This window comes from Paenibacillus sp. FSL E2-0151 (genome assembly GCF_037993015.1).
GTDB lineage: Bacteria > Bacillota > Bacilli > Paenibacillales > Paenibacillaceae > Paenibacillus > Paenibacillus amylolyticus.
This window is the reverse complement of sequence record NZ_CP150308.1, coordinates 1,538,245-1,562,425: the sequence shown is the minus strand read 5'-3', so window position 1 is coordinate 1,562,425 and position 24,181 is coordinate 1,538,245. Positions and strand designations below refer to the sequence as shown.

The 24,181-nt window shown below is 44.9% G+C and carries 23 protein-coding genes; 1 reads left to right on the top strand and 22 read right to left on the bottom strand.

Annotated features, from left to right (window positions below; genetic code table 11):
• The first annotated feature begins 46 nt into the window (after nt 1-46).
• Nucleotides 47-1,405, top strand: a complete 1,359-nt coding sequence (locus MHI55_RS07005; protein WP_340389409.1) for a hemolysin family protein — start codon at nt 47-49, stop codon at nt 1,403-1,405.
• 117 nt (nt 1,406-1,522) lie between these two features.
• Here the strand turns inward: MHI55_RS07005 and MHI55_RS07000 are convergent, their stop codons facing one another.
• The 22 genes from MHI55_RS07000 to MHI55_RS06895 all read right to left on the bottom strand — a co-directional run bounded on the left by MHI55_RS07000 (nt 1,523) and on the right by MHI55_RS06895 (nt 24,174).
• Nucleotides 1,523-3,112, bottom strand: coding sequence for a stalk domain-containing protein (locus MHI55_RS07000; protein WP_340389407.1), 1,590 nt, complete (start codon nt 3,110-3,112; stop codon nt 1,523-1,525).
• A 58-nt stretch (nt 3,113-3,170) separates the two neighbouring features.
• A complete protein-coding gene (locus MHI55_RS06995; protein ID WP_340389405.1) occupies nt 3,171-4,271 on the bottom strand; it encodes a DUF5808 domain-containing protein in 1,101 nt (366 codons plus the stop codon).
• 23 nt (nt 4,272-4,294) lie between these two features.
• Nucleotides 4,295-4,690, bottom strand: coding sequence for a GntR family transcriptional regulator (locus tag MHI55_RS06990; RefSeq protein WP_036611299.1), 396 nt, complete (start codon nt 4,688-4,690; stop codon nt 4,295-4,297).
• A gap of 183 nt (nt 4,691-4,873) precedes the next feature.
• Nucleotides 4,874-5,947: an AI-2E family transporter gene (locus MHI55_RS06985; RefSeq protein WP_340389403.1), complete on the bottom strand. Its 1,074-nt coding sequence runs from the start codon at nt 5,945-5,947 to the stop codon at nt 4,874-4,876.
• Between the two features lie 177 nt (nt 5,948-6,124).
• The gene (locus MHI55_RS06980) at nt 6,125-6,916 is read right to left on the bottom strand and encodes a DUF2705 family protein (protein ID WP_340389401.1); all 792 of its coding nucleotides are present in this window, start codon (nt 6,914-6,916) and stop codon (nt 6,125-6,127) included.
• Entirely contained in the window at nt 6,909-7,817 is a 909-nt protein-coding gene (locus tag MHI55_RS06975) for an ABC transporter ATP-binding protein (protein ID WP_340389399.1), read from the bottom strand. The genes MHI55_RS06980 and MHI55_RS06975 overlap by 8 nt, the downstream gene beginning before the upstream one ends.
• A 32-nt stretch (nt 7,818-7,849) precedes the next feature.
• Complete coding sequence (locus tag MHI55_RS06970) at nt 7,850-8,101, bottom strand: hypothetical protein (RefSeq protein ID WP_127551208.1); 252 nt, start codon at nt 8,099-8,101, stop codon at nt 7,850-7,852.
• A 251-nt stretch (nt 8,102-8,352) separates the two neighbouring features.
• Nucleotides 8,353-8,874, bottom strand: a complete 522-nt coding sequence (locus MHI55_RS06965) for a hypothetical protein (protein WP_340032150.1) — start codon at nt 8,872-8,874, stop codon at nt 8,353-8,355.
• A gap of 84 nt (nt 8,875-8,958) precedes the next feature.
• Nucleotides 8,959-9,543 carry a VanZ family protein gene (locus MHI55_RS06960; RefSeq protein WP_340032149.1) on the bottom strand — a complete coding sequence of 195 codons (585 nt, stop codon included), beginning with the start codon at nt 9,541-9,543 and terminating at the stop codon, nt 8,959-8,961.
• Between the two features lie 10 nt (nt 9,544-9,553).
• Nucleotides 9,554-11,695, bottom strand: coding sequence for a hypothetical protein (locus MHI55_RS06955; protein WP_340389397.1), 2,142 nt, complete (start codon nt 11,693-11,695; stop codon nt 9,554-9,556).
• Between the two features lie 39 nt (nt 11,696-11,734).
• Entirely contained in the window at nt 11,735-12,655 is a 921-nt protein-coding gene (locus MHI55_RS06950) for an LCP family protein (protein ID WP_036668922.1), read from the bottom strand.
• Between the two features lie 13 nt (nt 12,656-12,668).
• Nucleotides 12,669-14,000 (bottom strand): UDP-glucose/GDP-mannose dehydrogenase family protein, encoded by a 1,332-nt coding sequence (locus MHI55_RS06945; RefSeq protein WP_047841972.1) that lies wholly within the window; start codon nt 13,998-14,000, stop codon nt 12,669-12,671.
• A 32-nt stretch (nt 14,001-14,032) separates the two neighbouring features.
• Nucleotides 14,033-15,415 (bottom strand): sugar phosphate nucleotidyltransferase, encoded by a 1,383-nt coding sequence (locus tag MHI55_RS06940; protein ID WP_047841971.1) that lies wholly within the window; start codon nt 15,413-15,415, stop codon nt 14,033-14,035.
• Complete coding sequence (locus MHI55_RS06935; RefSeq protein ID WP_036668919.1) at nt 15,412-16,440, bottom strand: polysaccharide pyruvyl transferase family protein; 1,029 nt, start codon at nt 16,438-16,440, stop codon at nt 15,412-15,414. The genes MHI55_RS06940 and MHI55_RS06935 overlap by 4 nt, the downstream gene beginning before the upstream one ends.
• Nucleotides 16,427-17,803 (bottom strand): oligosaccharide flippase family protein, encoded by a 1,377-nt coding sequence (locus tag MHI55_RS06930; RefSeq protein WP_340389395.1) that lies wholly within the window; start codon nt 17,801-17,803, stop codon nt 16,427-16,429. Before MHI55_RS06930 ends, MHI55_RS06935 begins: the two co-directional genes overlap by 14 nt.
• 8 nt (nt 17,804-17,811) lie before the next feature.
• Entirely contained in the window at nt 17,812-18,717 is a 906-nt protein-coding gene (locus MHI55_RS06925; RefSeq protein ID WP_235200775.1) for a glycosyltransferase, read from the bottom strand.
• A gap of 43 nt (nt 18,718-18,760) precedes the next feature.
• Nucleotides 18,761-19,783, bottom strand: coding sequence for a glycosyltransferase (locus MHI55_RS06920; protein WP_076209611.1), 1,023 nt, complete (start codon nt 19,781-19,783; stop codon nt 18,761-18,763).
• Nucleotides 19,784-19,794: 11 nt separating this feature from the next.
• On the bottom strand, nt 19,795-20,739 hold the full coding sequence (locus tag MHI55_RS06915; protein WP_076327307.1) for a glycosyltransferase family 2 protein: 945 nt from the start codon (nt 20,737-20,739) through the stop codon (nt 19,795-19,797).
• A 21-nt stretch (nt 20,740-20,760) separates the two neighbouring features.
• Nucleotides 20,761-21,828 carry a glycosyltransferase family 4 protein gene (locus MHI55_RS06910; RefSeq protein WP_340032141.1) on the bottom strand — a complete coding sequence of 356 codons (1,068 nt, stop codon included), beginning with the start codon at nt 21,826-21,828 and terminating at the stop codon, nt 20,761-20,763.
• Nucleotides 21,829-21,866: 38 nt separating this feature from the next.
• On the bottom strand, nt 21,867-22,346 hold the full coding sequence (gene pssE, locus MHI55_RS06905; protein WP_340389393.1) for a PssE/Cps14G family polysaccharide biosynthesis glycosyltransferase: 480 nt from the start codon (nt 22,344-22,346) through the stop codon (nt 21,867-21,869).
• Nucleotides 22,343-22,801, bottom strand: coding sequence for a PssD/Cps14F family polysaccharide biosynthesis glycosyltransferase (gene pssD, locus MHI55_RS06900; RefSeq protein WP_340389391.1), 459 nt, complete (start codon nt 22,799-22,801; stop codon nt 22,343-22,345). The genes pssE and pssD overlap by 4 nt, the downstream gene beginning before the upstream one ends.
• Nucleotides 22,798-24,174, bottom strand: a complete 1,377-nt coding sequence (locus tag MHI55_RS06895) for an O-antigen ligase family protein (protein ID WP_076319065.1) — start codon at nt 24,172-24,174, stop codon at nt 22,798-22,800. Before MHI55_RS06895 ends, pssD begins: the two co-directional genes overlap by 4 nt.
• Between the last annotated feature and the right edge of the window lie 7 nt (nt 24,175-24,181).

Sequence of the window (24,181 nt, the reverse complement as noted above, 5' to 3'; positions counted from 1 at the left end):
TATAATAATCGTTAAAAACTTATTACCTAAAGGAGAACAGTAGTGAATGGACAGTGAGAGGTATGCGTTAAATTTAGTATTGGTTGCGATTTTGATAGGACTTTCGGCGTTTTTTGTTGCAGTGGAATTCGCTCTGGTACGGGTTCGTCCGAGCCGGATCGATCAAATGATTGCAGAAGGAAACAAGCGTGCGCTGGCTGTTAAACAAGCCGTTGCCAATCTGGACGGATATTTGTCTGCCTGCCAGCTTGGAATCACGATCACATCTCTGGGACTGGGCTGGCTGGGTGAACCAACGGTAGAGAAGATTCTCCACCCTGTGTTCGAAAGCTTGCAAATTCCTGAGGCGGTTTCTTCATTCTTATCGTTTGTTATCGCGTTTGCTTCCATCACGTATCTGCATGTTGTGGTTGGTGAACTCGCTCCAAAAACGATTGCAATCCGGAAAGCCGAGACTGTTGCACTGCTAACGTCTACACCTATCATCTGGTTTAACCGAATTATGTATCCTTTTATCTGGCTGTTAAACGGCTCAGCGAACCAACTGGTGAAACTGTTCGGAATCAAACCTGCTTCTGAACATGAAGATGCACACTCCGAAGAAGAGTTGCAGATCATCATTAATGAAAGCTTTGAAAGTGGTAAAATCAACCAAGCCGAATTCGGTTATGTAAGCCGGATCTTTGCTTTTGATGAGATGTTAGCCAAAGAAATCATGGTACCCCGGACCGATATGGTCTGCCTTTATGTGAATAGAACAAATGAGGAAAACCTGGAGATCATTCGTGAAGAACAATATACACGTTTTCCAGTAGTGAATGAGAGTAAAGACGATATCATCGGTATCATTAATACGAAACAATTCTTCCTGGAACTTTACGGAAACGATGAACCTGTTGATCTATCCTCCCTGATTCAGCCTGTATCGGCTGTTCACGAAACAACTCCTGTGAAGGACTTGCTCAAGAAAATGCAGAAAGATGGCGTACATATCGCCGTACTTGTCGACGAATATGGAGGAACTTCCGGAATTGTAACCATCGAGGATGTGCTTGAGCAGATTGTTGGTGAGATTCGTGACGAGTTCGACGCAGACGAAGTGGAAGATATTCAAGTCATCAATGAGAACTATGTCATTATGGATGGCAAGGTTTCCTTATCGAAGGTGAACGACATGTTTATGTCCAGCCTGGATGCAGATGAGTGGGACACCATTGGTGGATGGCTCTACAGCCATCGTCCCGAGATGAACGAACAGGAAGAATATGAGTTCGAGAATCTAATCTTTGTTTTGCTGGAAAAAGACAAAAATCGGTTCTACAAAGTGGCCGTTGTTCCCAAGGAACCACTGACCATGTCTGATTATACCGATGAAGACGAGAAAAGGCCTAATTTGGCTAAATAAAGCAAATTTGTAAAAAAAGAGCACTCACCTAAATCAGTAAGTGCTCTTCTTACTTATATCTCGCCCCATCCGTCACTTCTCCATGTAATCATTCAACCAAGAATGGAACTCCCGTTTTTAGTTTGATTTTAATACCCACTTCGCAATATCATCGATAATGGCTTTGGAGACATTAGATGGCTCAGCGTACTCTTGACCGATCGAAAGTCCATCATAGCTGGATAAAAGATGATTTACCTTTGGATAGCTATTGTACGTTACATTGGATTGACCTTGGAGAGACGATTTCCAGGTTTGGAATTGATTCATAGACACTTGCACATCGTTTTCGCCTTGTATAACAAGCATAGGTGTATTTTGTGTTTTAGCCAGTTCCGCAGGCACATAATCTCTCTGCTCAAACCACCAATAAGCAGGTTGAAGTGGAAACGCCTCAGGAAGATGATCTACAGAATATTTTGGATCTTTAACCATCGCAGCCACATTTTTATAAAAATCAGCTTGCCCTTGAATGACATCCGTGTCTAAACCAAGCAGCTTCATCCGCTCTACCAATTCGTCCTGCTGCTCGGTAAGCACATCCGCAAAGCTACTACTTGGTGCAGCAAGTAGAATACTTCCTGCAATATCATGTTGTTTATCCTCAGCAATGATTAATGGCATTGCAAACCCGCCTTGACTATGTCCAGCTACAAAAATCGCTGTAGAATCAATATGTGCATTCTTTTTAAGCAATTCCACTGCATCGTTTACCTGATCTACGCTCTCTTGTTTTAATGTGAATTTAGGCTGTGAAGCCACCTTATAGGTATGCTCATACGTAACTTTATCGTATCTTAATACAGCAACTCCTTGTGAAGCTAAACCTACCGCAAGATCGCGAAACGGCTTTGCACCACCAATGGCAGCATCTTGATTGCTAGGCCCAGATCCGTGTACCAGAATGACAACCGGGAAAGGTCCCTCTCCCTTGGGCAAAGTTAATGTCCCTGGCAAAGCTAAATCACCCTGACCAACCATAATGTCTTGTTCTGTATAGGTAGATGGGTCGTCGTAGCTTGGTTTTTGATACACATCTGGCGTAGCGGCGGCAATATGCAAATCATCCACAAGTCCGTTATGATTCATTCTGACCGTAATATTTAAACGAGTTAGCTCTGTTTTGAACGTATAGGTAACATTGCGATGCACTGTATTATTTTCTACATGCTTAGCTATGGCTTCACTTGTAATATTGCCATTTTGTCCTTCTAAAGCTCCCCACAGCTGACTCAACAACGTGGGTGACAACACTCCACTCACAGAGGTATGAACATACTTGGCAGCCTCCTTGCCATCGCCCTCACGAATAAGGGAAATGAATATATCCTCAGGTGCTGCCTTCAGCGTCTCGGAAAGAAATGCCCCATCCATATAGGTAGTTCCTTTCGTTAACTGAACAGGATTGTCTAAGGATATGGCTTGCCCATTCACCATCGCCTGTTTCTCTCCTACCTTAACTACAATCGTAAGCTCACTTTTTCGTATTGTGATTTCTCCTGTCTTTTGTTGCCAAGATACCTCTGCCCCATTCTTTTCTGCAATCTCACGAATAGGAACAAGATTTTCACTACCAGCAGATTTTTCAGCAGCTTCTGAGATGGATGTTACCGGAAGGATGAGACCTACGAAAGTAAGAGAAAGTAATAGCTTTTTCCAATTGTTCATTGTAATAACTCCTCCTAATAATTAATTTCATCTATTATATGCATAGCATTATGAGCATTTATTGGCTCAGGACTATGCTTATAACAACAATAGCAATGATGAATAACAACAGGACCCAAGATAGTGGACGAGCGAAGTTAATTGTCCAGCCTATTCCATAACGCTTTTCTATGGTTAAAGAAGGATCATTGGCATTGAAGTAAATAAACCCAAGCTTCCAATGATCATCGTCATTCACAGGCTGCTCCTTAGATCGTTCGTGATCCTCTTGTTGATTACGAATTTTGCCACCGCCTTGTCTGCCTGTGAGAGACAGCCATACAACACCTAACACGATCACCACAGGAGTGATGAAGCTAATAGCTGTTAACAAGACCAGATTAGGGACGAACATATTGATCTGAATAAAGGCAAATAAAATGGTAAGAAGTAATCCTGTTACAAGCGTAAATAGGGACCATTTACGGCGGAATTGAATATTTTCAGCAGCAAATTGGCCCGGATTAGACGTAGTAAGCTGTTGTTTGCTTGATTTAATACTCCAGTTAACCAACATCATAAGTGCAATGATTCCTAGCTGTACAAGATTAATAGCCAGTACCGAGAGGTAAGTTTTAGGCACACTGGAAGTGACATGGCCTTGAAGATCATATTTTATTGGAATGACGTTAGGTAGTGCCTTATAATTCAGGATCGAAATGATCGCAATGGCAACAATAATAGCAATGTGAATGAGAAACCAATAGTTGGAATAGGTGAGTTTATTTTGGCGGAAGGTGGTATCGATTTTAACTCTTTGAGGTGCTTCTACAGTTGTAAGTGTTCCTTTTATCTTTTTCATCTTGAAATGAAATAAGATGTGTAGCGCTGTCCAGTACACAATAAATATCATTGTGCTAACACCGGTAATCATTGCGGTAGCATCTTCATTAGCAGATCGGAGAAAATACAGACAAACAAGTATAATCATCCCGTTTCCGATCAGACTTACTGTAGCAAACGTACTTCTTAGCTTACGTAAGATGGGTGTATAGTAATTATATTGACTTACCGTAACCCCAAAGCTAATGGTTTCCCTTGTCAGATATGGTGTAAAAGATAGAAGTAAGGCTAATGGAGCAAAGATTAAAATGATAGGTAATATACTAAATAGCTGCATACATAACACACTCCCTTGATTCTTTACTCTTTGTTGTGACCCATCTTCACATCATCATACATTTGGTCTAACACCGCAGATAATTCTTCTTTGGTCATTCCTCGACAGATCGCTTCCGCAATAATCGGTCTTAATTCTCTTTGCTGCTTTTTCAAAAAATCATCCGTTAAACCAGGCATTCCATCAGGGTTCACTACAACTCCCTTTTGTCTATGAACCAGAATGTATCCATCTTGCTTGAGTAGTGTATAAGCCTTATTGACGGTGTGAAGGTTAACCCCGATATCTGCGGCCAAATTCCGAACCGAAGGTAACGCCTCACCTAGCTGTAACTCACCACTAGCAATACCTTCAATAATTTGATAAACAAGTTGCGAATAGATGGGAAGTTCGGATTGCATATCCAGTTGAATAATCAAGGGTTCACCTTCTTTTGTTTTCTGTTATATATCAAGTATAACAGGTATAACACGAGTGAGCAATATGTATGAAAAAAAGCCGCATACCAATGGCGAGGGCAAACTTACCTGCCCCTTCACCATTGATATGCGGCTTATCCTGTTGAGCTTATCGATGTGACAGCGTTGTATTTCAAATTCCATTTAAGTTTCAGTCTTATCTTCGACAATCCGATAATGGATTTTGCGAACTATAATTTTCAGAATCATATATAGGGGAATTACGATGATCATACCCAAGATATTTCCCAGGTCAGCACCCACGAGCAAAAGGATAACAGTAGTCAGTGGATGAATATCGAGCTGCTTGCCATAGACGTAAGGTGAGATCAGGTTATCCTGAATTTGCTGTGCGATTACAATGATGACCAGTGACCAGATCGCCATCGAAGGTGATTCGATAAACGCAACAATGACAACTGGAATAGCTGCCAGCAAAGCACCCACATAAGGGATGAAGTTCAGAATAATGGATACAACAGTCAGCAGCAATGCGTAAGGCAAACCTAAAATGAGAAAACCGATGTACATCAGAATCCCCAAGGCTACATTAACAATAACCCGGCCAACAATATAGTTGCTTAATGCTTCATCGATCTCATGGACGGTTTCTTCCCCATCCTTCCGATAATATCTTGGCAACAATAAGGTCAGATTCGTTCCAAACTTGCTACCTTCCTTGAGCATGTAGTACAACATAATCGGGAACGTTGCCAGAATAATAACCAGATTGGATACCACGGAGAATAACCCGGAGACATAATTGGTTACCTGAGTGATCCCTTGGCTCAGAACATCGGATAATCGTGAGAATAGATTGGAATCATCAGGCAGGTATCTGGATACAACATTGCTCTTTTCAAGTGCATTCAACTGATCGCTGAGTGAAGTAACCAACGCTGGAGCATTCTCCACGAAATTCATCAATTGTTCACGCAGGGAAGGCCATACAAGCACACTAAAACCTGCAAGTATTAGTGCAATTACGACATAAATAATCAGAACTGATAATGCACGTTTGATCTTATGCCTTTCCATATAATCGACAAGCGGGCGCAGCAGATAATAGAAGAAACCAGCAATCAGCAGCGGAATGATGATGATGTGAATCAGTGAGGTCAGGGGGCTGAAAATAAAGTTCACTTTTTCCCCCAGATACACGATGAGCAGCAGCAGAATAATCGCTGTACATATGCGGTAGAACTTGTTATTTATCAAGAAACGTGATCCCTCCATGCGCTGCTCTGCCAAAGTGACTGCGGCGTTCATATGTATATCTAGTCATTTACTTATGATACTAAGTACCCTTAAATGACAGTCATGCCACAGGCGATGCTGAATATACACTTATTTTCTTTCCAAAACAAACATTGGAGCAAAAAAAAGAAGCAGGCGTTAGCCTGCCACATCTCTTTTGCTGAATACAACCCAGGAAATCACCATGAAAATAACGTAATACACCGCCAGAACTGCAATGGAGAAACCCAGTGTCATTCCTGCACTTGGACCACCCATTAGCGCAAAATCTGCCCCGGAGGTCATGTATTTGCTAAGATCCATGTTGTTGAATAGAACATACTTGGCCCACTCATAACGGACCGGATTGAATATGAGTGAGAAGATACTCTGTGAGAACATAATGAACAGAGATAATCCAATCGCAAGTGCACCTGAACGAAATACGGAGGACACCATAAAGGCAATCGCAAGCGTAATGAACAGATCAACGTACAAATATCCCCATAACATCAGAGCATTCGTAGCCGGACTACCGCTTCCTCCCGGAGCATCATGCGAGAAAAGGATATAAGACGTTAGCATGGCCATCGCGATGATCAGCAATGTACTGACAATACTGAAGCCAACGACGGTCAGATATTTGGAAGCAAGAACTTTGCTTCGTGACCATGGACGGATCAGCAACAGCTTAATGGTTCCCCAGGTAAATTCGCCCGCAACCGATTCCGCTGCAATCACGACACAGAAGATCGTGTTCAGGAAAAACGTAATCTGGATGGTCGTTACAGCCGCTTCCCAGTACAAAACTTCATTGGACCCCATGCCTTCTCGCAGTAACACTGGCATTAATAGCGAGATCAGCGCCAGAATCGATAACATGATCCAGGTACGGGGACGACGGAAAATTTTCATATTCTCGTTCAATATCAGATTACCAAAACTACCCAATGCCTCCACCCCCAGTGACTTGCAAAAATTGTTCTTCCAGGGTGTGAGTCACGTTACGAATACCGTATACCTGAAACCCTTCGCTAACCAGCTTGGCATTGATATCCGGAATCTGCTCACGAGACACCCGCATCACCAGGACATTGCCCTGTACGACAGCACCCTGAATCAGATCCGCGGCACGATCTGCATCATTCAGCTCAAAAGCAACTTCGATTAATGCATCCGAACCTGCTTCAGCCCGAAGGTTTCTTACATCGATCAACTTGCCATTCTGGATGATGGCAACTGTATCACACATCAGCTCCATCTCCGACAACAAATGACTGGATACAAAGACCGTAATGCCTTCCTCTTGGGTGAGCTGACGCAAATAATCTCTCAGTTCCCGTATACCCTGTGGGTCCAAACCATTGGTCGGCTCATCCAGTACAAGCAGCTTCGGTTTATGTAATATCGCTTGCGCGACACCCAGACGCTGGCGCATGCCCAGTGAATAGGTTTTGACCTTATCGTGTATACGGGCCGCAAGCCCCACACGCTCAATTGTTTCCGCAATACGTTCCTTCGTAACTCCCGGCGACATGCGGGCAAAGTGAACGAGGTTCTGGTACCCGGTCAGAAACTTGTACATTTCCGGATTCTCCACAATAGCTCCTACCTGCGCTACCGCCTGCTCAAACTCGTTCTTTACACTGTGTCCCGAAATGAAAATATCACCTTTACTGATGGACATCAGTCCAACCATCATTCGAATCGTCGTTGTTTTTCCCGCGCCATTAGGTCCTAAAAAACCAAAAACCTGCCCCGGAGAAATATCCAGAGTCAGGTCGCTGACCAATGATCGGGAGGATATGATCTTGCTGACGCCCTGAATCCGGACGACCGGCTCCTGCTGCATTCAATCCCCTCCTTCATGGACGAGCACATCATTCATGCCCGTTTCTCATATGCACATAGTGTATCATAATCTTTAGTATATTGTCCCGCAAACTGGGATTTCCCCTGACGTTTCGCTTCAACTACACACGCTTCACAGCATCCAAGCGGCATTTCACTCCGGTAGAATCCGGTGCGAAATACGTGATTGCCTCCATTGCCCTCTTCCTTCATTTCGACAGAGCTTCTAGTGACCGACACAATCATCCCACAACTGACACAGTAAAAGCGGCCCGTTTCGATCAATGATATTCCTTCCCCTCACAAGGAGCTTAGAAGTCCTTGTTATTTGTCGTTAGACGCTGAAAATTGATACATTTTGTATCTATCTCGTAATTTACTTGACACCGGGACTAATGTCAAGGCTTTAAAGCTATAAAAACAAGCAAAAAACAAAAAAAGCTCCAAAAATGCGACAAAAGTCTCGCATTTTTGGAGCCTTATGTTAGGTAAATGATACAATTCGGTTCAATGTATGGGTTAATACTATTTCCTGATCAGTCACTATTGTCGACCTTCGAGGTATCCTCGTTTTTCTGATTTGGATAATACCAAAGTAAGGTCCACTCATCGCCATCCTCTACCAGATAACAGGTCTGCACAATATCGAATTGGCCAAAGGTACCTGAGTACTTCTGGGTGACCCGGATTCTGTAGGCTTCAGAAAATGGCTTAACGCCATCGATCACGGTTACATCGAACTCGCGCTCCGGCTTTTCCATCTCCAGCTCAAACGTTTCCACGCCAAAATGCTGCATAAATATATGTGCTCTGTTCTGTACGTAAGCACTCTTGGGAAACCGCTCTTTCATCAGGGGATGAAAAAGTTCCCATGAACTGCCGAAGTCACCCGTCTGCTCATATTTGTAAAACTCTTCGGCAACAGCAGCAGCTTCATCCGATGTATCTGCCTGAAACAAATACGGAATGGTTCTGGCAATCAACCACAGCAATAATACAATGATCGCGATGAACCCGATCTTTTTGAGCAAAGCATTCCGGTTCCTTCTTCGCAGCATGTCCAGTCCTCCTTGTCCTACTCCATACTTATGATGGATGGCAGACAAGTAGAAGTTGAACGATACATCTAATTTCCTGGGAAATCACTCGCTGTGAATAGAAGTACGCTTTCCTTTTCTGATCCTTCGGATCATGGACTGAAGTCCTGCATATATGGCAATCCCACAGCAGCCGCCGAGCAAGTCTACTCCAACATCACGTATCGAGCTTGTCCGATCCGGGCTGAACTTCTGAATATACTCATCAATGGAGGCTATAACAAACACCACAGCCAGAGCAGAAACGATACTGGTCACAAGGGAGGTTCTTCTGTACCGCATCCCGCCGTACACAAGCACGGCGAGCACAGCGTATACAAATAAGTGCGCACTCTTGCGAAAGATGAACTCTGCAAAATCATACGGCCGCTGCTTCAGCGAATACTCATACTCCCCGTAAGTGAATTGCACATCGGGAAGTGTAAAACCGATGTGCAATTTTTGAGACCATTTATGAAGCCAAGGCTGAATGTCTTGCTGTTGAGAGGATTGCGTGGACATGGACCAGATGACCAGAATCCAGATCACAATCAACAGCAGAGCAATGAGAAATCCGTACGTTCTTCGTACATGCTTTTGTCTCGTGCGCCCGGAGCCCTCCTCCATCATTTTGATCTTCACCACTTTCATATCTCTCTCGTTATTCTATTGATCCAACATACATGCCTCTGCCATTTGTACCTACATATACCTGACCATAGATTTGACGGTCTGCCGCCATAATTTGCGGTTCATTGCCCAGCCCGATTCCATTACCTAAAGGACCTATATTATTCCAGGTTACCCCCATATCATCGGAACGGAAGAATCCACGCACGTTATTTACGGTGCCATATACATAGACAGCTGGAACCAATCTGCCGGGCTGAGCTTTACCAAAGGCAAATAATTTGGAATTCTGAACACCCTGGATCTTGGAAAATGTATTTCCCGAGTTCGTTGATGCATATAATCCATCGGTTCCCAGACTCACCCATACATTATTCGCCACGCCAGGTGCAGCCTCGACTTTAATGAAGCTTGTATTGATATCCGTATTAATCGGAAGGCGAACCGTATTCGCTTTGGACCAGTTGGCACCTGCATCCGTAGACCGATACAGATAACCAGCAGCATACATATAAAATTTATATCCATTGATGCGATCCGCAGCCAGTGGATGATTATAGGCAAAGACCATATTCCCCCCGATGGCCTGAAAAGGGGCACCATTCATATTTTGCCATGTTGCGCCACGATTCGTGCTTCTGACCGGATTACCGGTCTGGGGGTAATAAACAATTACATTTGGATTAATGGCTGAATAGGCGACTCTCCCCAGTTTGGAGCCAGCCGGAACATTCATTGGAGTTACCGTAACTCCGTTATTGGAAGAGACAAATAAACGTGTGGTGGTACCATACCAGTCACTGCTTCCCAGAAATATCATGTAATTCGGATTTGCCTCGTGATAGTCAATACTCACAATTTCTCGCATACCTGCGAGCGGGATTTTATTAAGAGGAACATCGGTTACATTTTCATGTCTAAATCCGACTTGATCCGTTAAACCACTAAAGAATGAAACACCCTGAGGTGGTGTGGATGCCGTGAGTGCGACGACTTCTTCATGACCATCAGTAATGGCTTCCCAAGTACTCGCTGTATTTCCAGTCAATCCATTGGTACCATTGATATTTTCCGTCTTGTACACGCCAAACCAGTCTGTAGCGTATACGGTGCCCGGATTATGCGGATCAAACTTGATACTGGATGTCGCTGAGAAAAACATGTTGGGTGTCCACCAGGACGGTTTGGATACCAGCGTTTTGCTCACTGTTGTCCAACTCTGTCCGCCATTAACGGAACGATACAGTGGCAGATTATCTCCGCCTGTTCGAACGGCTGCCAGGATGTGATTATCATTATTGGGATCAATCGTGATTCCATAATAAGATGAGTAACTGGAGCTGGGTGTTATATTTGTCCACTGCACACCATTGAACTTGTAGACGCCCTGATTATCCGTGGTCACATACAACGTCCCGTTCTTCGCCACAGTCATACGTGCAGGATATTCGGGACTTCTCCCGGTAAGTTGCCAAGTGGTCTGCCCGTTGCTTCTTGGTGCTTTGCTATACACACCAATGCCGCGAACCCCCGCATACACAACTTGACCTTGCTTCGTCACGGGATTCAATCCATAAGCTACACTCCGAATTCCCTCACCGGGCAGCCCGCTAGGTACATCCCATACTTTGCTCCACGTGGCTGCACCATCACTGGAAGTGTACAATCCATCATATCGTGTACCCACATGCAGGTAATTGGAGTTCGTGGGATTAACCGCGATGCTCTCTCCCATGGCTCGATGGATATTTCCATTCGATTCATTCCGAAGATTAAGTCCGGTTCGAATCCAGGTCTCTCCCCGATCTGTAGATTTCAGAATATCACTCGGCCCCACGTTACCGTACTTCCCAGCAGCGATATACACGACATTAGGGTTTTGCTGATCCAGCGCAATTCCATCCACGCCGTACAGATTGCTGTCCTCATCTCCGAAATGATCCAGTAGTGGAACCCAATCTCCTGAAGCTGTATCCAACCGATATACTCCTCCAACGTCAGTTCGAGCGTAAACCAGATCAGGCTCAGTCGGATGAATAACCACCCCTGTAACGTACCCCCCACCACCAATAGGTATATTATTCCATTGATAGTTTTGAGCTGATTGAACATAATTTGTACTTGCCGGTATCATGAGCATATACATTAGTAGCACAATCAGGGACAATTTCATTAGCCTGGAGATACGCATCTGGTTCACCGCCCTATCCGATCATTTTGAATGTTCTTCAATCATCTGATGTATCCTGTCTCGTTCCGATTGTTCCACGATATAGTAATACACTCCGTCTATTTTCTTGCCCGTGCCTTTAATCTCAACGGATTCAATATGATCCAGTACCGAACGATAATTGGAGAACATCTGCTTCATCTCATCAAAGGTAACGTCGGTTCTGACGTGAGCACTGACTTCGTCCAGCAATGTCTCCAGTTGCAATACGTTGGATACCTGGACCGTATTCTTCAGCACTTGTTTGATGATCTCCCGCTGGCGGTCATTCCGCCCGAGATCTCCCTTCGGATCATCATAACGCATCCGCGAAAATCCCAAAGCAGCTTCACCATCCAGATGAATATTCCCTTGCTCGAACCGGTAACCCTCATAGTCAAATGCAAACGGGTTATTCACATCCACTCCACCCACCATGTCGATGACTTGTGCAAAGCCCTCCATATTCACTTTCATGTAGTAATGTATGGGAACGTTGAGCAATTGTTCCACGGTCTGCACAGACATGTTAACGCCCCCAAAAGCATAGGCATGGTTGATCTTATCCTCCGTGCCGTGACCAACAATATTTGTTCTGGTATCTCGGGGAATGTTAAACATAAGTGCGGATTTTTTCGCAGGATTAACACTTAATACAATCATGGTGTCGGAGCGCCCCCGATCATTGGAACGTTCATCCACACCCAGAATCAAAGCATTAAAAGGTTCTTCATTCTCCATGTCCACAGGGAAATCTCCCCCACCCCGCTGGTCTACAATAGATACCTGCTTGATGGGTTCCCGTGGTTCATACATTTGATCCGCCGCTGATTTAACATGCGAATACAGATACACAGAATATCCAATCATGACAACTGCAACAAGGGAAATGGCACCTAATGTTATTTTGATCCCGCGTCTCATGTTATGGCCTCCGTCAGATGACTGCCGTTTTTCTTCCATCGATATTGGTTAGACCTGGACGACCAACGGAGTAGTATTGAAAGGACGTATCTTTAATCTGATCTTCTCCGTAGATGTTTCTTCCATCAATCAGGATGGGTTGATTCATATGCGCTGCCAAATCAGTCAAATTAACCTCCATGAACTCTTTCCATTCCGTCAGAACACAGAGTGCATCAGCACCTTCCGCCGCTTTCATGGCACGCTCTTCCCACGTAATGGATGGGGAATCCACCTCTTTGCGGAAGTTCTCGGTAGCGATGGGGTCATATGCCCGAATCACTGCTCCCTGCTCAAGCAAACGTTGAATGATCTCAATCGCCGGAGCATCACGAACGTCATCGGTATCCGGTTTGAAAGCGAGCCCCCAGATGGCAATCTCCTTCCCTTCGAGTGAGCCTAGTGCGTCTTCCAGTTTACGAATGACGTTAAAGCGTTGATCTTTGTTCACTTCCACCACGGACTTCAGCAGTTTGAAGTCATAATCCACATTACCTGCAATTTGAATCAGAGCTTGTGTATCCTTAGGGAAACAGGAACCTCCGTAACCAATGCCTGCTTTGAGAAAGGAGGCACCGATTCGTCTGTCATAGCCCATGCCTTCGGCAACGCGGCTGACATCTGCTCCTACTTTTTCACAGATGTTAGAGATTTCGTTGATAAATGAGATCTTGGTTGCCAGGAAAGCGTTGGATGCATATTTAATCATTTCCGCCGAGCGAATATCCGTAACAATAATCTGATCGGTTAATGGCTGATGCAGCTCTTTCAACGTGGCGACTGCCCGCTCACTATGTGTCCCAATGACTATCCGGTCAGGATAGAGCGTATCCTGGACAGCGGTACCTTCTCGCAGGAACTCCGGTACCGATGCCATGTCGAATGGATGATTCGTCAAACTGCTGATCCATTCCTGAATACGATCGTTGGTTCCGACAGGAACAGTGCTTTTAGTCATTATTATTTTATAATTATCCATATAAGAACCTATTTCTCGCGCGACAAGCTCAATAAAGCTCAGATTTGCTTCGCCATTAGGCAGGGATGGCGTACCCACCGCGATAATGATGATATCCGAACGACTGATAGCATCCTGAATGTTGGTGGTGAAGGACAGCCTTCCTGCTTTCATATTGGCATTCATGATATCCTTCAGACCCGGTTCATAGATCGGAACATGACCGTCCATTAACATATTCACTTTTTCCACATTGTTGTCGACACAGATCACGTTATTTCCCAGTTCCGAAAAACATACGCCCGATACCAAACCCACATACCCTGTGCCAATCACCGTAATATTCATTCCATAATCTCCCCCATGTCCTAATGTGTTGGTTACGCGTGCTTCACATATGTCTGAACAATGTCCTGCCATTCGGTAGACACTCTAACGATATCTTCCTCAATCAGCTGACTGCCGATCTGTACCTCAATGATCTCCAGTTCCGTAACGGCTCTGACGGAATGAAGCATACTCCGGTCAATGATCACCGTATCTCCTTGCCCGATCATTCGGCTCTGCCCATTCAGAATCAATTCTCCAGTTCCCGATACAACCGTCCATACCTCATTGCGAAGCAAATGGTATTGATAACTCAGGTTTTTCCCGGCACTGATGCAGATTCGTTTGGTGAGAACCTCGCCGCCAGCTTCGTTTCTTGTGTAATCCAGAACCCGGTAGCAACCCCACCTGCGCTCCTCATACATGGGGCGTTGATCCTCGTTCTTCAAGATTTCCTTGATCCGTGGGCTGGCTTCTTTGTCGCTAACCAGAATGCCATCCGGACTCACGGCGACCACCACATCCGACAAGCCCAATATGGCAACCGGAATGTTCAATTCATTGACCAGGTGGGTATTCAGGGAATCTCCCGTAATCCACCCTTTTCCTACAACCGAGCTTCCCATCTCTTCCGTGAGTGTGTTCCACGTGCCTAGATCTTTCCAGAAGCCGTTATACGGAATAGCAATAATCTGATTTGCCTTCTCGACAACCTGGTAATCAAAACTGATCTTGTTCAATCTTCCGTATTGCTTCAGCATCTCGTCATACTGGATCGGCAGTTCCATCTCAATGAGCAGATTAATCAAATAACCAAGTTTAAAAGCAAAAACCCCGCAATTCCATAATGCGGCCTGCTCAATCATGAGGACCGCATCGGATTCGCAGGGTTTCTCCTGGAACTTCGCTACATTCACGTATTCATTGTTATTTTCACTGGAAGATTGGGATTGCGGAATGATGTATCCGTACTTCTCTGACGGGTATGTGGGCACAACTCCCATTAAGGCCAGATCAGCACCAGACTTATCAAGCATCTCCGGTAAGGTTGCCAGCACTTCGAAGAATTCTTTCTCAACAAAGGGATCTACAGGCAACACTGCAATCGTCTCATTCAGACTCACACTCTCTACGGAATACAGATAGGAGGCTGCCAGCGCAATCGCAGGAAACGTATCTCTGCGCTCGGGCTCCACAACCAGTCTCACATCGTCTCCCAGCTGAGAAGTCAGAATCTCCACCTGTGGCAAACTGGTCGCAATAAGCGCCTCTGATGCAAGTCCGGCATGATTCAGCTGTCCCCATACCCGCTGTACCATGGATTCCGGATTTCCCTCTGGCCCATGAAGAACTTTAAGAAATTGCTTGGATCTGGAATCGTTGGATAACGGCCAGAGACGCTTGCCAGAACCGCCGGATAACAGAATACTTCTCATAGGGCTGCACCATCCGATAACACAACCGTACTTGCTCCCTTGCCGGTCTCGGTTGGTTTGTTATATGTGCTGGTCTGATTGGATTCCAGTCTGCCTGCCGGATTGCTCTTGGTCCAAGCTGCATAATAATTCGAGTTCTTGCCGTATGAATTATCCAGCAGGATGTTCGGTTGATCCAGGAGACAGGCCAGAATATGTCCATGCAGACGGGATGTCGTGATGGTTTGGTATTGATTGAATTCCTTAATGGCCGTATGTACCATCCGATCAGAGTATTTGTACCACAACCAGCGGGCAAAAGAGCTGCCTTTCCCTGACTTTAACCGGGATGTAATCATGCGAATGATCTTCCGGTCTACCCGGTTGTACAATGTCTCCCAGTCTTTAAACGTGGCCTTGGGTCCACTGACGGATTCGTAATGCACCTGATTCTGAGTTTTCTCAATGTCTTTACGAAAGAAATACAACATCTCTGCAGTAGGCTTGCTCTTGGACTTAAGAGGCCATAACTGATGCGCCATATCCGGAGATAGATACACATTGGTTTGTTGAAATTCTTTACTGGCTATCTCATAAGATAAGGTATCCCGGACAAAAAAGTGTACATCCTTATGACGATTGAATACTTGGGCTGTCTTTTTCAATTCAATATCACTCTTATAAAACATCGTCTGTGGCAGAATGACAATCCGGTGATTCGGATGCTGGGCAATCATGCGCTCTCTCAATTTCTGATGGGCAGGGTACAGATCACCAAAGTTACCTCCCCCGTGCAACACAATCGTGATACCTTCCGGTACCTTGAGGGACAAAGGGCAATCCAGAATGCTGTATCTGGCACGTACATGAATATCATTGTCCCGGAAGAAAGCCTCAGTACCTTTCATAATCAACAAGTCGCCACCATTGCTATGCACCGGGTAATCCAAATAATAGATTTCGGTACGCGGTGGAATGACCTTCAAAATCTGACGTAAATGTCCCTTCAACTCTTCCATTGGATGAATATTGTTAGTGCCCAGCATCTCCATCTCCTCCTTGGGTGACTCTTCTTCTTTTTTTGTTTAACCGTTCATAGAGAAACGGTATATCTTCCTTGTCATAGAACATGGCGGCAAACTTCACCTTAAATACAATCTTCATCGCGGCGACAGTAACCACCATTCGTACAATGGATCCGATCAATAAGGCAATCGCAATTCCGTTGAGCCCCCACAGCGGGGTGAATACAAAGAACAAAGCCACCGTCACCGAGAGTGCAATGAGCTGTCTGATCATTACAAGTCCTGGCCGACCAAGTGCATTAAATGCGGATGCCAGAATCCAGGAGCCTCCACCAATGATGCATTCCACAGCCAAAATATAAAATGCAACGCTCGCTTCCAAAAATTCGGAACCAAACAGAAGACCCATCAGGTAGTTCCCCACAAACATAGTGGGTATTACAATGATCATCATGACCATGAGCGAGATGCGGAAGGCTCTGCCAACTGTTCGAATAATCTGCTCTTGGGGCAATCCAGTCACTTTTGGAAAAACAACATTGCTAATCGCCGTCTGAACCGCATTGTAGATTCGGGATAACGCAAATACGACGGAATACAGTCCAAAATCACGCGGGGTGAGCAAAGCCAAAATAATGATTTTATCAAACTGGGTATACAGCGTTCCTAACAATTCAACGCCATACACCTTGCTGCCATAACCAAAAAGTTTCTTGGCCGAACTCTGGTCCACCCGATCCTTGAACCATCTCAGTCTTAATTCATTACGGTTCGCATAGATAGCCCACGCCACCACTGAGAAGCTGGTTACAAAATAGATCGCTGCCGCGAGCTGAATGCTCAGCATGCCCAGGCCCCATAACACAAAAAGCCCGCCTACATTAAACAGGGGGATCATTAACCGGATACCATTATATACAGCGAATTTCTCCCGACTCTGCGAGAGCGCTGATATGAGATTGATGACAATAAGTACAGGAACGGTTGCAATCGTATACCATCTGGATATATGCACGACCTCCGGCGGAAAGCTGGAGAGCCAGAAAGGCAATCCAAACCAGGCCACAATACCAATAATGATGCACACCGGAACTTGAAAAAGAAAACTTAACCGAACATACTGCGCACTCTTCTCGGTTGCGCTCTGTTTGATGTTATAAATGATAGAAGTTGGTAGTCCAAATCCGACCAATCCGGTTAAGAGCGCTGGCCAGAACAGGATGGCCGAGAATGCACCCTTTCCCTCTACGCCGAACATGCGTGACGTCAAAATGGAAGACAACATCGTCAGTGTCATGACCAGCAGATTGGTTCCACTTGTCTGAAATATGGCACTCATTAAGCCGTTTCCTCTGAATACTTTGCGAAGTGCAACTTGCGCCATAGCGATCCTCATCCCTTACTGTTTTGACGAAGCGACCCAACAATCATGCCGTTTCGGTAACATACTTTGGCAAGCTGACGTGTGAACCGATCTGCATTATAAATGTAGATCAGTGAGGTTGTGATCCCCTGTGCAAGCTTGATGCCATGTTTGGCCGTACGCACAACACCACGATCCTGATCACGAATGGCATCACTCACACCTTGCCAATAGATTCGGCGCAGAAACCAGTTCTTTGTCGTTCGCTCTTTGGCTACTTTATGTTGTACCGCGCCGTATGGCGTGTAATATACCTTGAACTTTGTCCGTATTCTTGCAATTAACTCACTCTCTTCACTGGAGAGAAGATTATTCCCCACTCTTCCAAGATCTTCACGGAAGGGAGCCAGTTGATCAAAGACAGATAAACGAAAAGCCACATTTGCACCAAATGGAATATAAGGACTTTTCATTTCAGTGACTTCATCTGCAAAATCCAGAATGGTGAATAGCGACCTGTTCTCCGGTGGAATCCACATTGGCTCAGGTACTTCCCAGATCGGATCAATCTTGCCACCAACACAACCGATATTTTCATTCATCTCAAACACACTAACGATCTGGTGAATCCAGTCCCTGCAAGCAAAGGCATCATCGTCAAGGAACAGGATATACTCGCCGCGCGCCTCGTGAATGGCCCGGTTACGGGCGACAGACAAGCCTTGCTTTTCTTCCAACACATAACGGATCGAATGGTTCTCATGCTGCAAGATGGTTTGAAGCACGACTTCCCGTGTGTTGTCTTTTGAATTGTTATCAATGAGTATGATCTCATAGTTGCTGCTTGCGTAATTCTGTTGTATTGCACTTCGTATGGCCTCTACCGCATCCTGTGCACGGTTATACGTACAGATCGCGACGGTTACCTTCATCATTTCATCCCCATATTTTTCAATTAGGTCCACCCGTTCATCTGCACTAACTGGAGTACAGGGTAAGTGTCCTTTGGGCAATCACTGGCCAATCCAGCCGCTCCAACGCTTTGACAAAACCACTGCCTTCCTGAAACTCCGATTGTTTTAACCGGATCATATTCATTGCCTTGAGCAATCCATCCGGATCGGAAGGTTCATAGAGTACCGCACAATCTTCGGGCAGGTATTCCTCCAATAAGCCAATCCGTGGTGCCACCACCGGTTTACAGAAGGTCAATGCCAGAATTGCACTGCCTGAAGTAGCAATTTGCTTGTATGGAAGAATGATCGAATCGACTGCATCAAAATAGTCCGAATATTCATCATCTTCTATGAAATGAAAATGGGTATGAATATGTCCACTCTTGAGAAATTCATCTCCAAGGTCATAATCCTTTACCTTTTTGCCGGCAATCAACAGATGGGCTTGTTCGGAATCCAGATCCTTGAATGCCTCCAGCAAATCATCCACGCCCTTGTACGGCGACACCTGACCGAAGAACGCATACACATAACTATCCTCCGGGATGCCAAACCGGGAGCGGATATTCACGCCTTTACCCTGATACACTCCCTTGTAATGTCCATGCGGAATAACCTCGATCCGGCTGGAATCAATCCCAAACGTCGAACAGATCTCAGAGATCAAGGGTTTGCCCATGACAATCAGCTTGGAGCAATTTTGGACCAGTATTTTTCTCATCCAATAATCGAACCGTGTCTTGCCGCTGTTGTGTGGCCAGATGTTGTGCACCGTCCAGAACAATTTTGCCCCGCGCAAGCGTGCAAAACAAATCATCAATACATATAGAATCGATTTGATCACTGTTGTCAGCACGGATGAACCTCTGTAATAGAAGCTGGGCCAATGAAAATGCAGCACATCATTTTTTTTCAGTTTGATTAGATCCCTTTTGGTAAACTGTTTCACTTCCCATCCCTTGTTCTCAATGGAATCGGATAACAGCTCATTGAATTTATTGTTCTCAATCATCTTGGGCAGCATATACACCGTCGGATTTTCCATCCAGGCACCTCTTACTTTAGTTTCATTCGCACAGGTTCCTCTGTATACGTACCAACTGCGCGCCTTGCATGAAATCTCATTAGAAATCCTTGCATCATAATTTTGGTATTACGCTTGAGCAGCACCCAATCTTTCCACCAAGGGTACAGCGACAGTGCTTTTTTCAAATAAACGTTATTGCGAAGTGTATTTCTCGACCATTCGAGCATTCGATAATGGTGTAACTGACGGCGCTTCTGTTCCTTGGACATGTCATTGTAGTATTTCAAAATAATCTTGCGTTGGCCCTTGTACTTGGCCGTTGTAGAGGTTGAAATTCGTGGACCACTATGGATGTTGATATCCACCAGCGGTTCTTTCACATTCACGGCGATGTAGCCTCGTTTCAATATACGCAGATAAAAATCATAATCCTGAGCGGATGTCAGATTTTCATCGAATCGAACTTCACGGGCCAGTGAGGTAAGTACCATGATTTTGGACGTTTCCCCAATCCAGTTGAATGTAAGCAGATCCTCATACCGGATAACATCGCGAGGTTCCACTGACAATTTCCGTTTGACCACCTGATGCTGCTCATTCGTGTATGCGAGATACTTGCTGCAAAAGGTGAATGATTCCTGTGAACGCTCCAACACTTCCGCCTGGGTTTTTATTTTGTCAGGCATCCATTCATCATCATCATCCAGGAAGGCAATGTACTTGCCATTGGCTTGGGATATCCCTACATTCCGTGCATGGTTGGCTCCTTTGGGATATGGAACCCGGATGTACCGAATCCGTGAATCTTCCCGGGTCCAAGCCTGACAGATCTCTGGCGTCTGATCTTCTGAACCATCATCCACAATGAAAATCTCCAGATACGGATGTGTTTGCTCACGTACACTTCTCAACGCATTTTTCAATAACTCGGCCCGGTTATGGGTCGTAATGATGCAAGATACCAAGGGGTTCATTTCATCACCTTTTCCTGTTCACTAGGATACCTTCACTTGAAGTGCATCATATATTCCTGATAATCTGCCCACGAGAAGATTCATATCGAACTTATCCGATATAATCTCTCTGTTATGTGAACCCATTCTTGCTCTAACCTCTTCATCCGTGATGAGATATTCCAGCGCTGATGTCAGCCCGTGCACATCTCCCGGCTCGATTAACAGCCCATTATGACCGGATGTAATCACTTCGGGGATGCCTCCGACGGTGGTCGATATAATGGGCAAGCCACAATTCATTGCTTCAAGTATGGCCATAGGTAATCCCTCATGATAAGAAGGCAGGACCAGTAGATCCGCTTCCCGCATCAGCTTTTCCTTTTGCTCTCCGTTAATCCAGCCGAGTACATTGACACGATCCTCTATTCCATACTGCTGCACGATTGCTTTGACTTCTTCGACTTCACCATCCCCTGCCAGATTAAAGGTGGCTGTAACGCCCAGCGCCTTTAATTGCTGAATGGACTGAAGCAGATCGTAGACTCCTTTTCGCTCACCCAGTCTGCCCATGAAGAGAGCATTAACGGCTGTTTGTTGTTCTCTTACAAACGGTTCTTTGACAAAGACCCCGTTATAAAGAACCTCAATCGCTGTCTCCGGCACAATCGTAGCAAAGTATTCTTTCCATGTCTGGGACAAGACAATCAACTTGTCTGCCTGATTCAGAATGTAGTGACAATACTTGCGCTGCAGAGCAAATTGATTGTAGAAATCATCAAAGCTGGCCGCATGAATATGCAGAATTACTGACTTTCGAAACAACTTTCGTGCGGTTAGCAGAAATAGAGACTTCCGATAAAAGCTCCCATTGTTCGCCATATGAATATGCACGATATCCGGCTTGAACGTGTACAACTTCATCCAGAATTGCATGAATCCCCGTATAAAAATAAGCAGCCGTGAGAACACGCTGCCCGTGATATACGTTTCGACTCGCTGCATAGCATACATTTCCGAGATGGAGGAATCCTCAATGTTTTTGATGACACTCACAATTCCGCCCATATCCTTCAAGGATGATCCAACAACCAATACTTTTGGTTTCATGATAGACTCCTTTTTTTCATCGTTAATCTTCATACCTCTTACAGACTATTCACGTAATTTTTAATGGATGAGATCAGATCAGACTGTTTTCTCACATAAGGCTGGAACGTCAGCTCCTCTATGTAAGGAACCAGTTTTTGTAATTCAGCCTGACTCTCCGCGACGGCCACATAGCCGTTATCCTGAAAAACCTTGGAGATTTCAAGCTGATGGTCATCCACATGTTCGCCCCATTCTTTCCGGCGTGGAATGACAATAACGGGCTTGCCGCGTTCAAGACAATTTGTAATGGAGCCAACACCCGCATGAGAAATAATGCATCTGCTGCGCTCCACATATTCATTCATCTCTTCCTGCGTGAGGAAAGGAATTACAGTGAAATTCCGCGGCTGATACTCGGTATATCCGGATTGGGCAACAACCTCTTCTTCAATAATTCCTGCCTCAATCGCCTCATCAATAAGCTCAAACATCCGATTGAAGGGAAAACGCTGGGTTCCAACGATAGCAAATATCAAAATAAAGCCCCCCTGTACTTCGCATTGGGATAGCTATCCTGCAACGTTTCCCATTGAATGAAGAACTCATCCGAGATTTTGTACATCAATCTCCCGGTTGCGCTGGAGGAATAGATTTTGGCATAACTTTCGATATAAATCAGCTTGGCACCGAAAATTTTACCGATGAGGCAAAAAGGGTATGTGGCTCCCGCCCCTGTTGTAATGATCACCTTTGGACGCTCAAGCAGATATAGAAAGAACGATTTGATAATATTAGCCACAAAGATTAGCAAGAACATCGCATTTTTACGCTCTTGCTGCATTAAGAAGTATACTTTGCCCTGAGACGATTCTACTTTTCTGCTTTTATTTTTCTCGGTAATCAGGAAATAATCATGTTCTTCAACCGCAGGAATAATTTTGGTTAATTCATCAAAATGGCCGCCTGTAGAACTGATCAAACAGACCTTCATGTTCTAATCTCCTTTGAAAAGGATACGTCCTTGGCTCGCTGTATCTGTATATCCACTTCTGCTTCAGCCCCTGACTTGGAATGGACTCCATTTCCCGTAGCATATAACGCGTTCAGGAAGATACAGAATGGAGCAATCAGATGAACCGTGGACAGGGTATTGTCAAAAAAGGAATAGGTCAGGAAACCGATAATCATACCGGCAAAATACAACCGGATCATGCCGCCCAATCGGAAGTAAACAGCCCGAAACACCAGCAGCAGCGATAGAAACAACAGGATGGCTCCAACTAACCCGCCATCATAATAAAAACGAATGTATTCATTATGCGGAACAACGAAGCCGGAAAAGATACTTCCATCATTCGCTACAAGAGTTGAGCCGAGTCCACGTCCAAATATCGGATACTCATTTGCTTTGCCAATAAAATAATTCCAGGCTACATCCCTTCCCGACAAGCCTTTGCTCTCTGACCTCATCTCATAATTGTCCCACTGTGCAATCACCATATAGGCCACAGCGACAACAAACAGAATGAGAGGAATAATGGCACTGACTCTGCCTTTGATGAAGGCTTTTAGTTGATCAAAAAGATAGACCAGAATAATCGGTATAAGCGCAATAAGTGGCCCCCTTGTTCCCGTCTGGACCAGAATGACCAGATGTGTCAAGGTAAGCATGTAATACAGAACAACCTGATGGCCTTGCTTGATCTGAATCAGACAGACGCAGATCGAGATAAAACACAACATGGCCAGATGCGCGGCGATGTTGGCACCCTGTAACCGGGTTACTCCCGACATCTCCAGGTTAGTAATGGACAATATGCCGGCGAGTTGCAGAATATAACCACCAGCCAGACTGAACAGCGGCAACCATGCGAGTACACGTATAATTCGTTGACTGATCTCTCTTGAAAAATGGGGCATCAGCAACAAAAAAGGAACAATGACTCCCAGAAAGGCCTTGAATGGATCGAGCGGACTAACCTTACTGGGCAGATCAGATAGAAAATAACTCTCCACAAATAAAAAACCAATCGCCAGTGCAGGATATATCAACTCTTTGCGAATACCAAAGCGTAGAAAAAGAGAGACGACAAAACCCAGAATCGCCAGCTTGTAGAAGGACAGCGAATCCAGTCCTGCCAGATGAATGCTAAATATTTTATCAATGGATAATGAAAAACTTACGATGAGAATCATAAAAATCCAGCTGGGCTGTTTAATATAAACGCCCAGCAGAATCACAGCTATGAGTGCAACAACCGAGACTAGCGGAAGATAGATTGCTGCGAAAACAATTACCAGCGAAAAAAGAATGATATTAAACGACTTCATATTTAATGCAGCAAGTATACCGGTCTTTTGCATATCTACT

Coding starts and splice junctions, on each gene's coding strand:
- MHI55_RS06920 (WP_076209611.1), bottom strand. CDS start 19,783: ATGGAAAATCCGACGGTGTATATGCTGCCCAAGATGATTGAGAACAAT.
- MHI55_RS06930 (WP_340389395.1), bottom strand. CDS start 17,803: ATGGCGCAAGTTGCACTTCGCAAAGTATTCAGAGGAAACGGCTTAATG.
- pssD (WP_340389391.1), bottom strand. CDS start 22,801: ATGAAGGTCTGTTTGATCAGTTCTACAGGCGGCCATTTTGATGAATTA.
- MHI55_RS06935 (WP_036668919.1), bottom strand. CDS start 16,440: ATGCTGGGCACTAACAATATTCATCCAATGGAAGAGTTGAAGGGACAT.
- MHI55_RS06915 (WP_076327307.1), bottom strand. CDS start 20,739: ATGAACCCCTTGGTATCTTGCATCATTACGACCCATAACCGGGCCGAG.
- MHI55_RS06945 (WP_047841972.1), bottom strand. CDS start 14,000: ATGAATATTACGGTGATTGGCACAGGGTATGTGGGTTTGGTATCGGGC.
- MHI55_RS06925 (WP_235200775.1), bottom strand. CDS start 18,717: ATGATGAAGGTAACCGTCGCGATCTGTACGTATAACCGTGCACAGGAT.
- MHI55_RS06950 (WP_036668922.1), bottom strand. CDS start 12,655: ATGAGACGCGGGATCAAAATAACATTAGGTGCCATTTCCCTTGTTGCA.
- MHI55_RS07005 (WP_340389409.1), top strand. CDS start 47: ATGGACAGTGAGAGGTATGCGTTAAATTTAGTATTGGTTGCGATTTTG.
- MHI55_RS06895 (WP_076319065.1), bottom strand. CDS start 24,174: ATGCAAAAGACCGGTATACTTGCTGCATTAAATATGAAGTCGTTTAAT.
- MHI55_RS06910 (WP_340032141.1), bottom strand. CDS start 21,828: ATGAAACCAAAAGTATTGGTTGTTGGATCATCCTTGAAGGATATGGGC.
- MHI55_RS07000 (WP_340389407.1), bottom strand. CDS start 3,112: ATGAACAATTGGAAAAAGCTATTACTTTCTCTTACTTTCGTAGGTCTC.
- MHI55_RS06960 (WP_340032149.1), bottom strand. CDS start 9,543: ATGAAAGTGGTGAAGATCAAAATGATGGAGGAGGGCTCCGGGCGCACG.
- MHI55_RS06995 (WP_340389405.1), bottom strand. CDS start 4,271: ATGCAGCTATTTAGTATATTACCTATCATTTTAATCTTTGCTCCATTA.
- MHI55_RS06975 (WP_340389399.1), bottom strand. CDS start 7,817: ATGCAGCAGGAGCCGGTCGTCCGGATTCAGGGCGTCAGCAAGATCATA.
- MHI55_RS06955 (WP_340389397.1), bottom strand. CDS start 11,695: ATGAAATTGTCCCTGATTGTGCTACTAATGTATATGCTCATGATACCG.
- MHI55_RS06940 (WP_047841971.1), bottom strand. CDS start 15,415: ATGAGAAGTATTCTGTTATCCGGCGGTTCTGGCAAGCGTCTCTGGCCG.
- MHI55_RS06965 (WP_340032150.1), bottom strand. CDS start 8,874: ATGCTGCGAAGAAGGAACCGGAATGCTTTGCTCAAAAAGATCGGGTTC.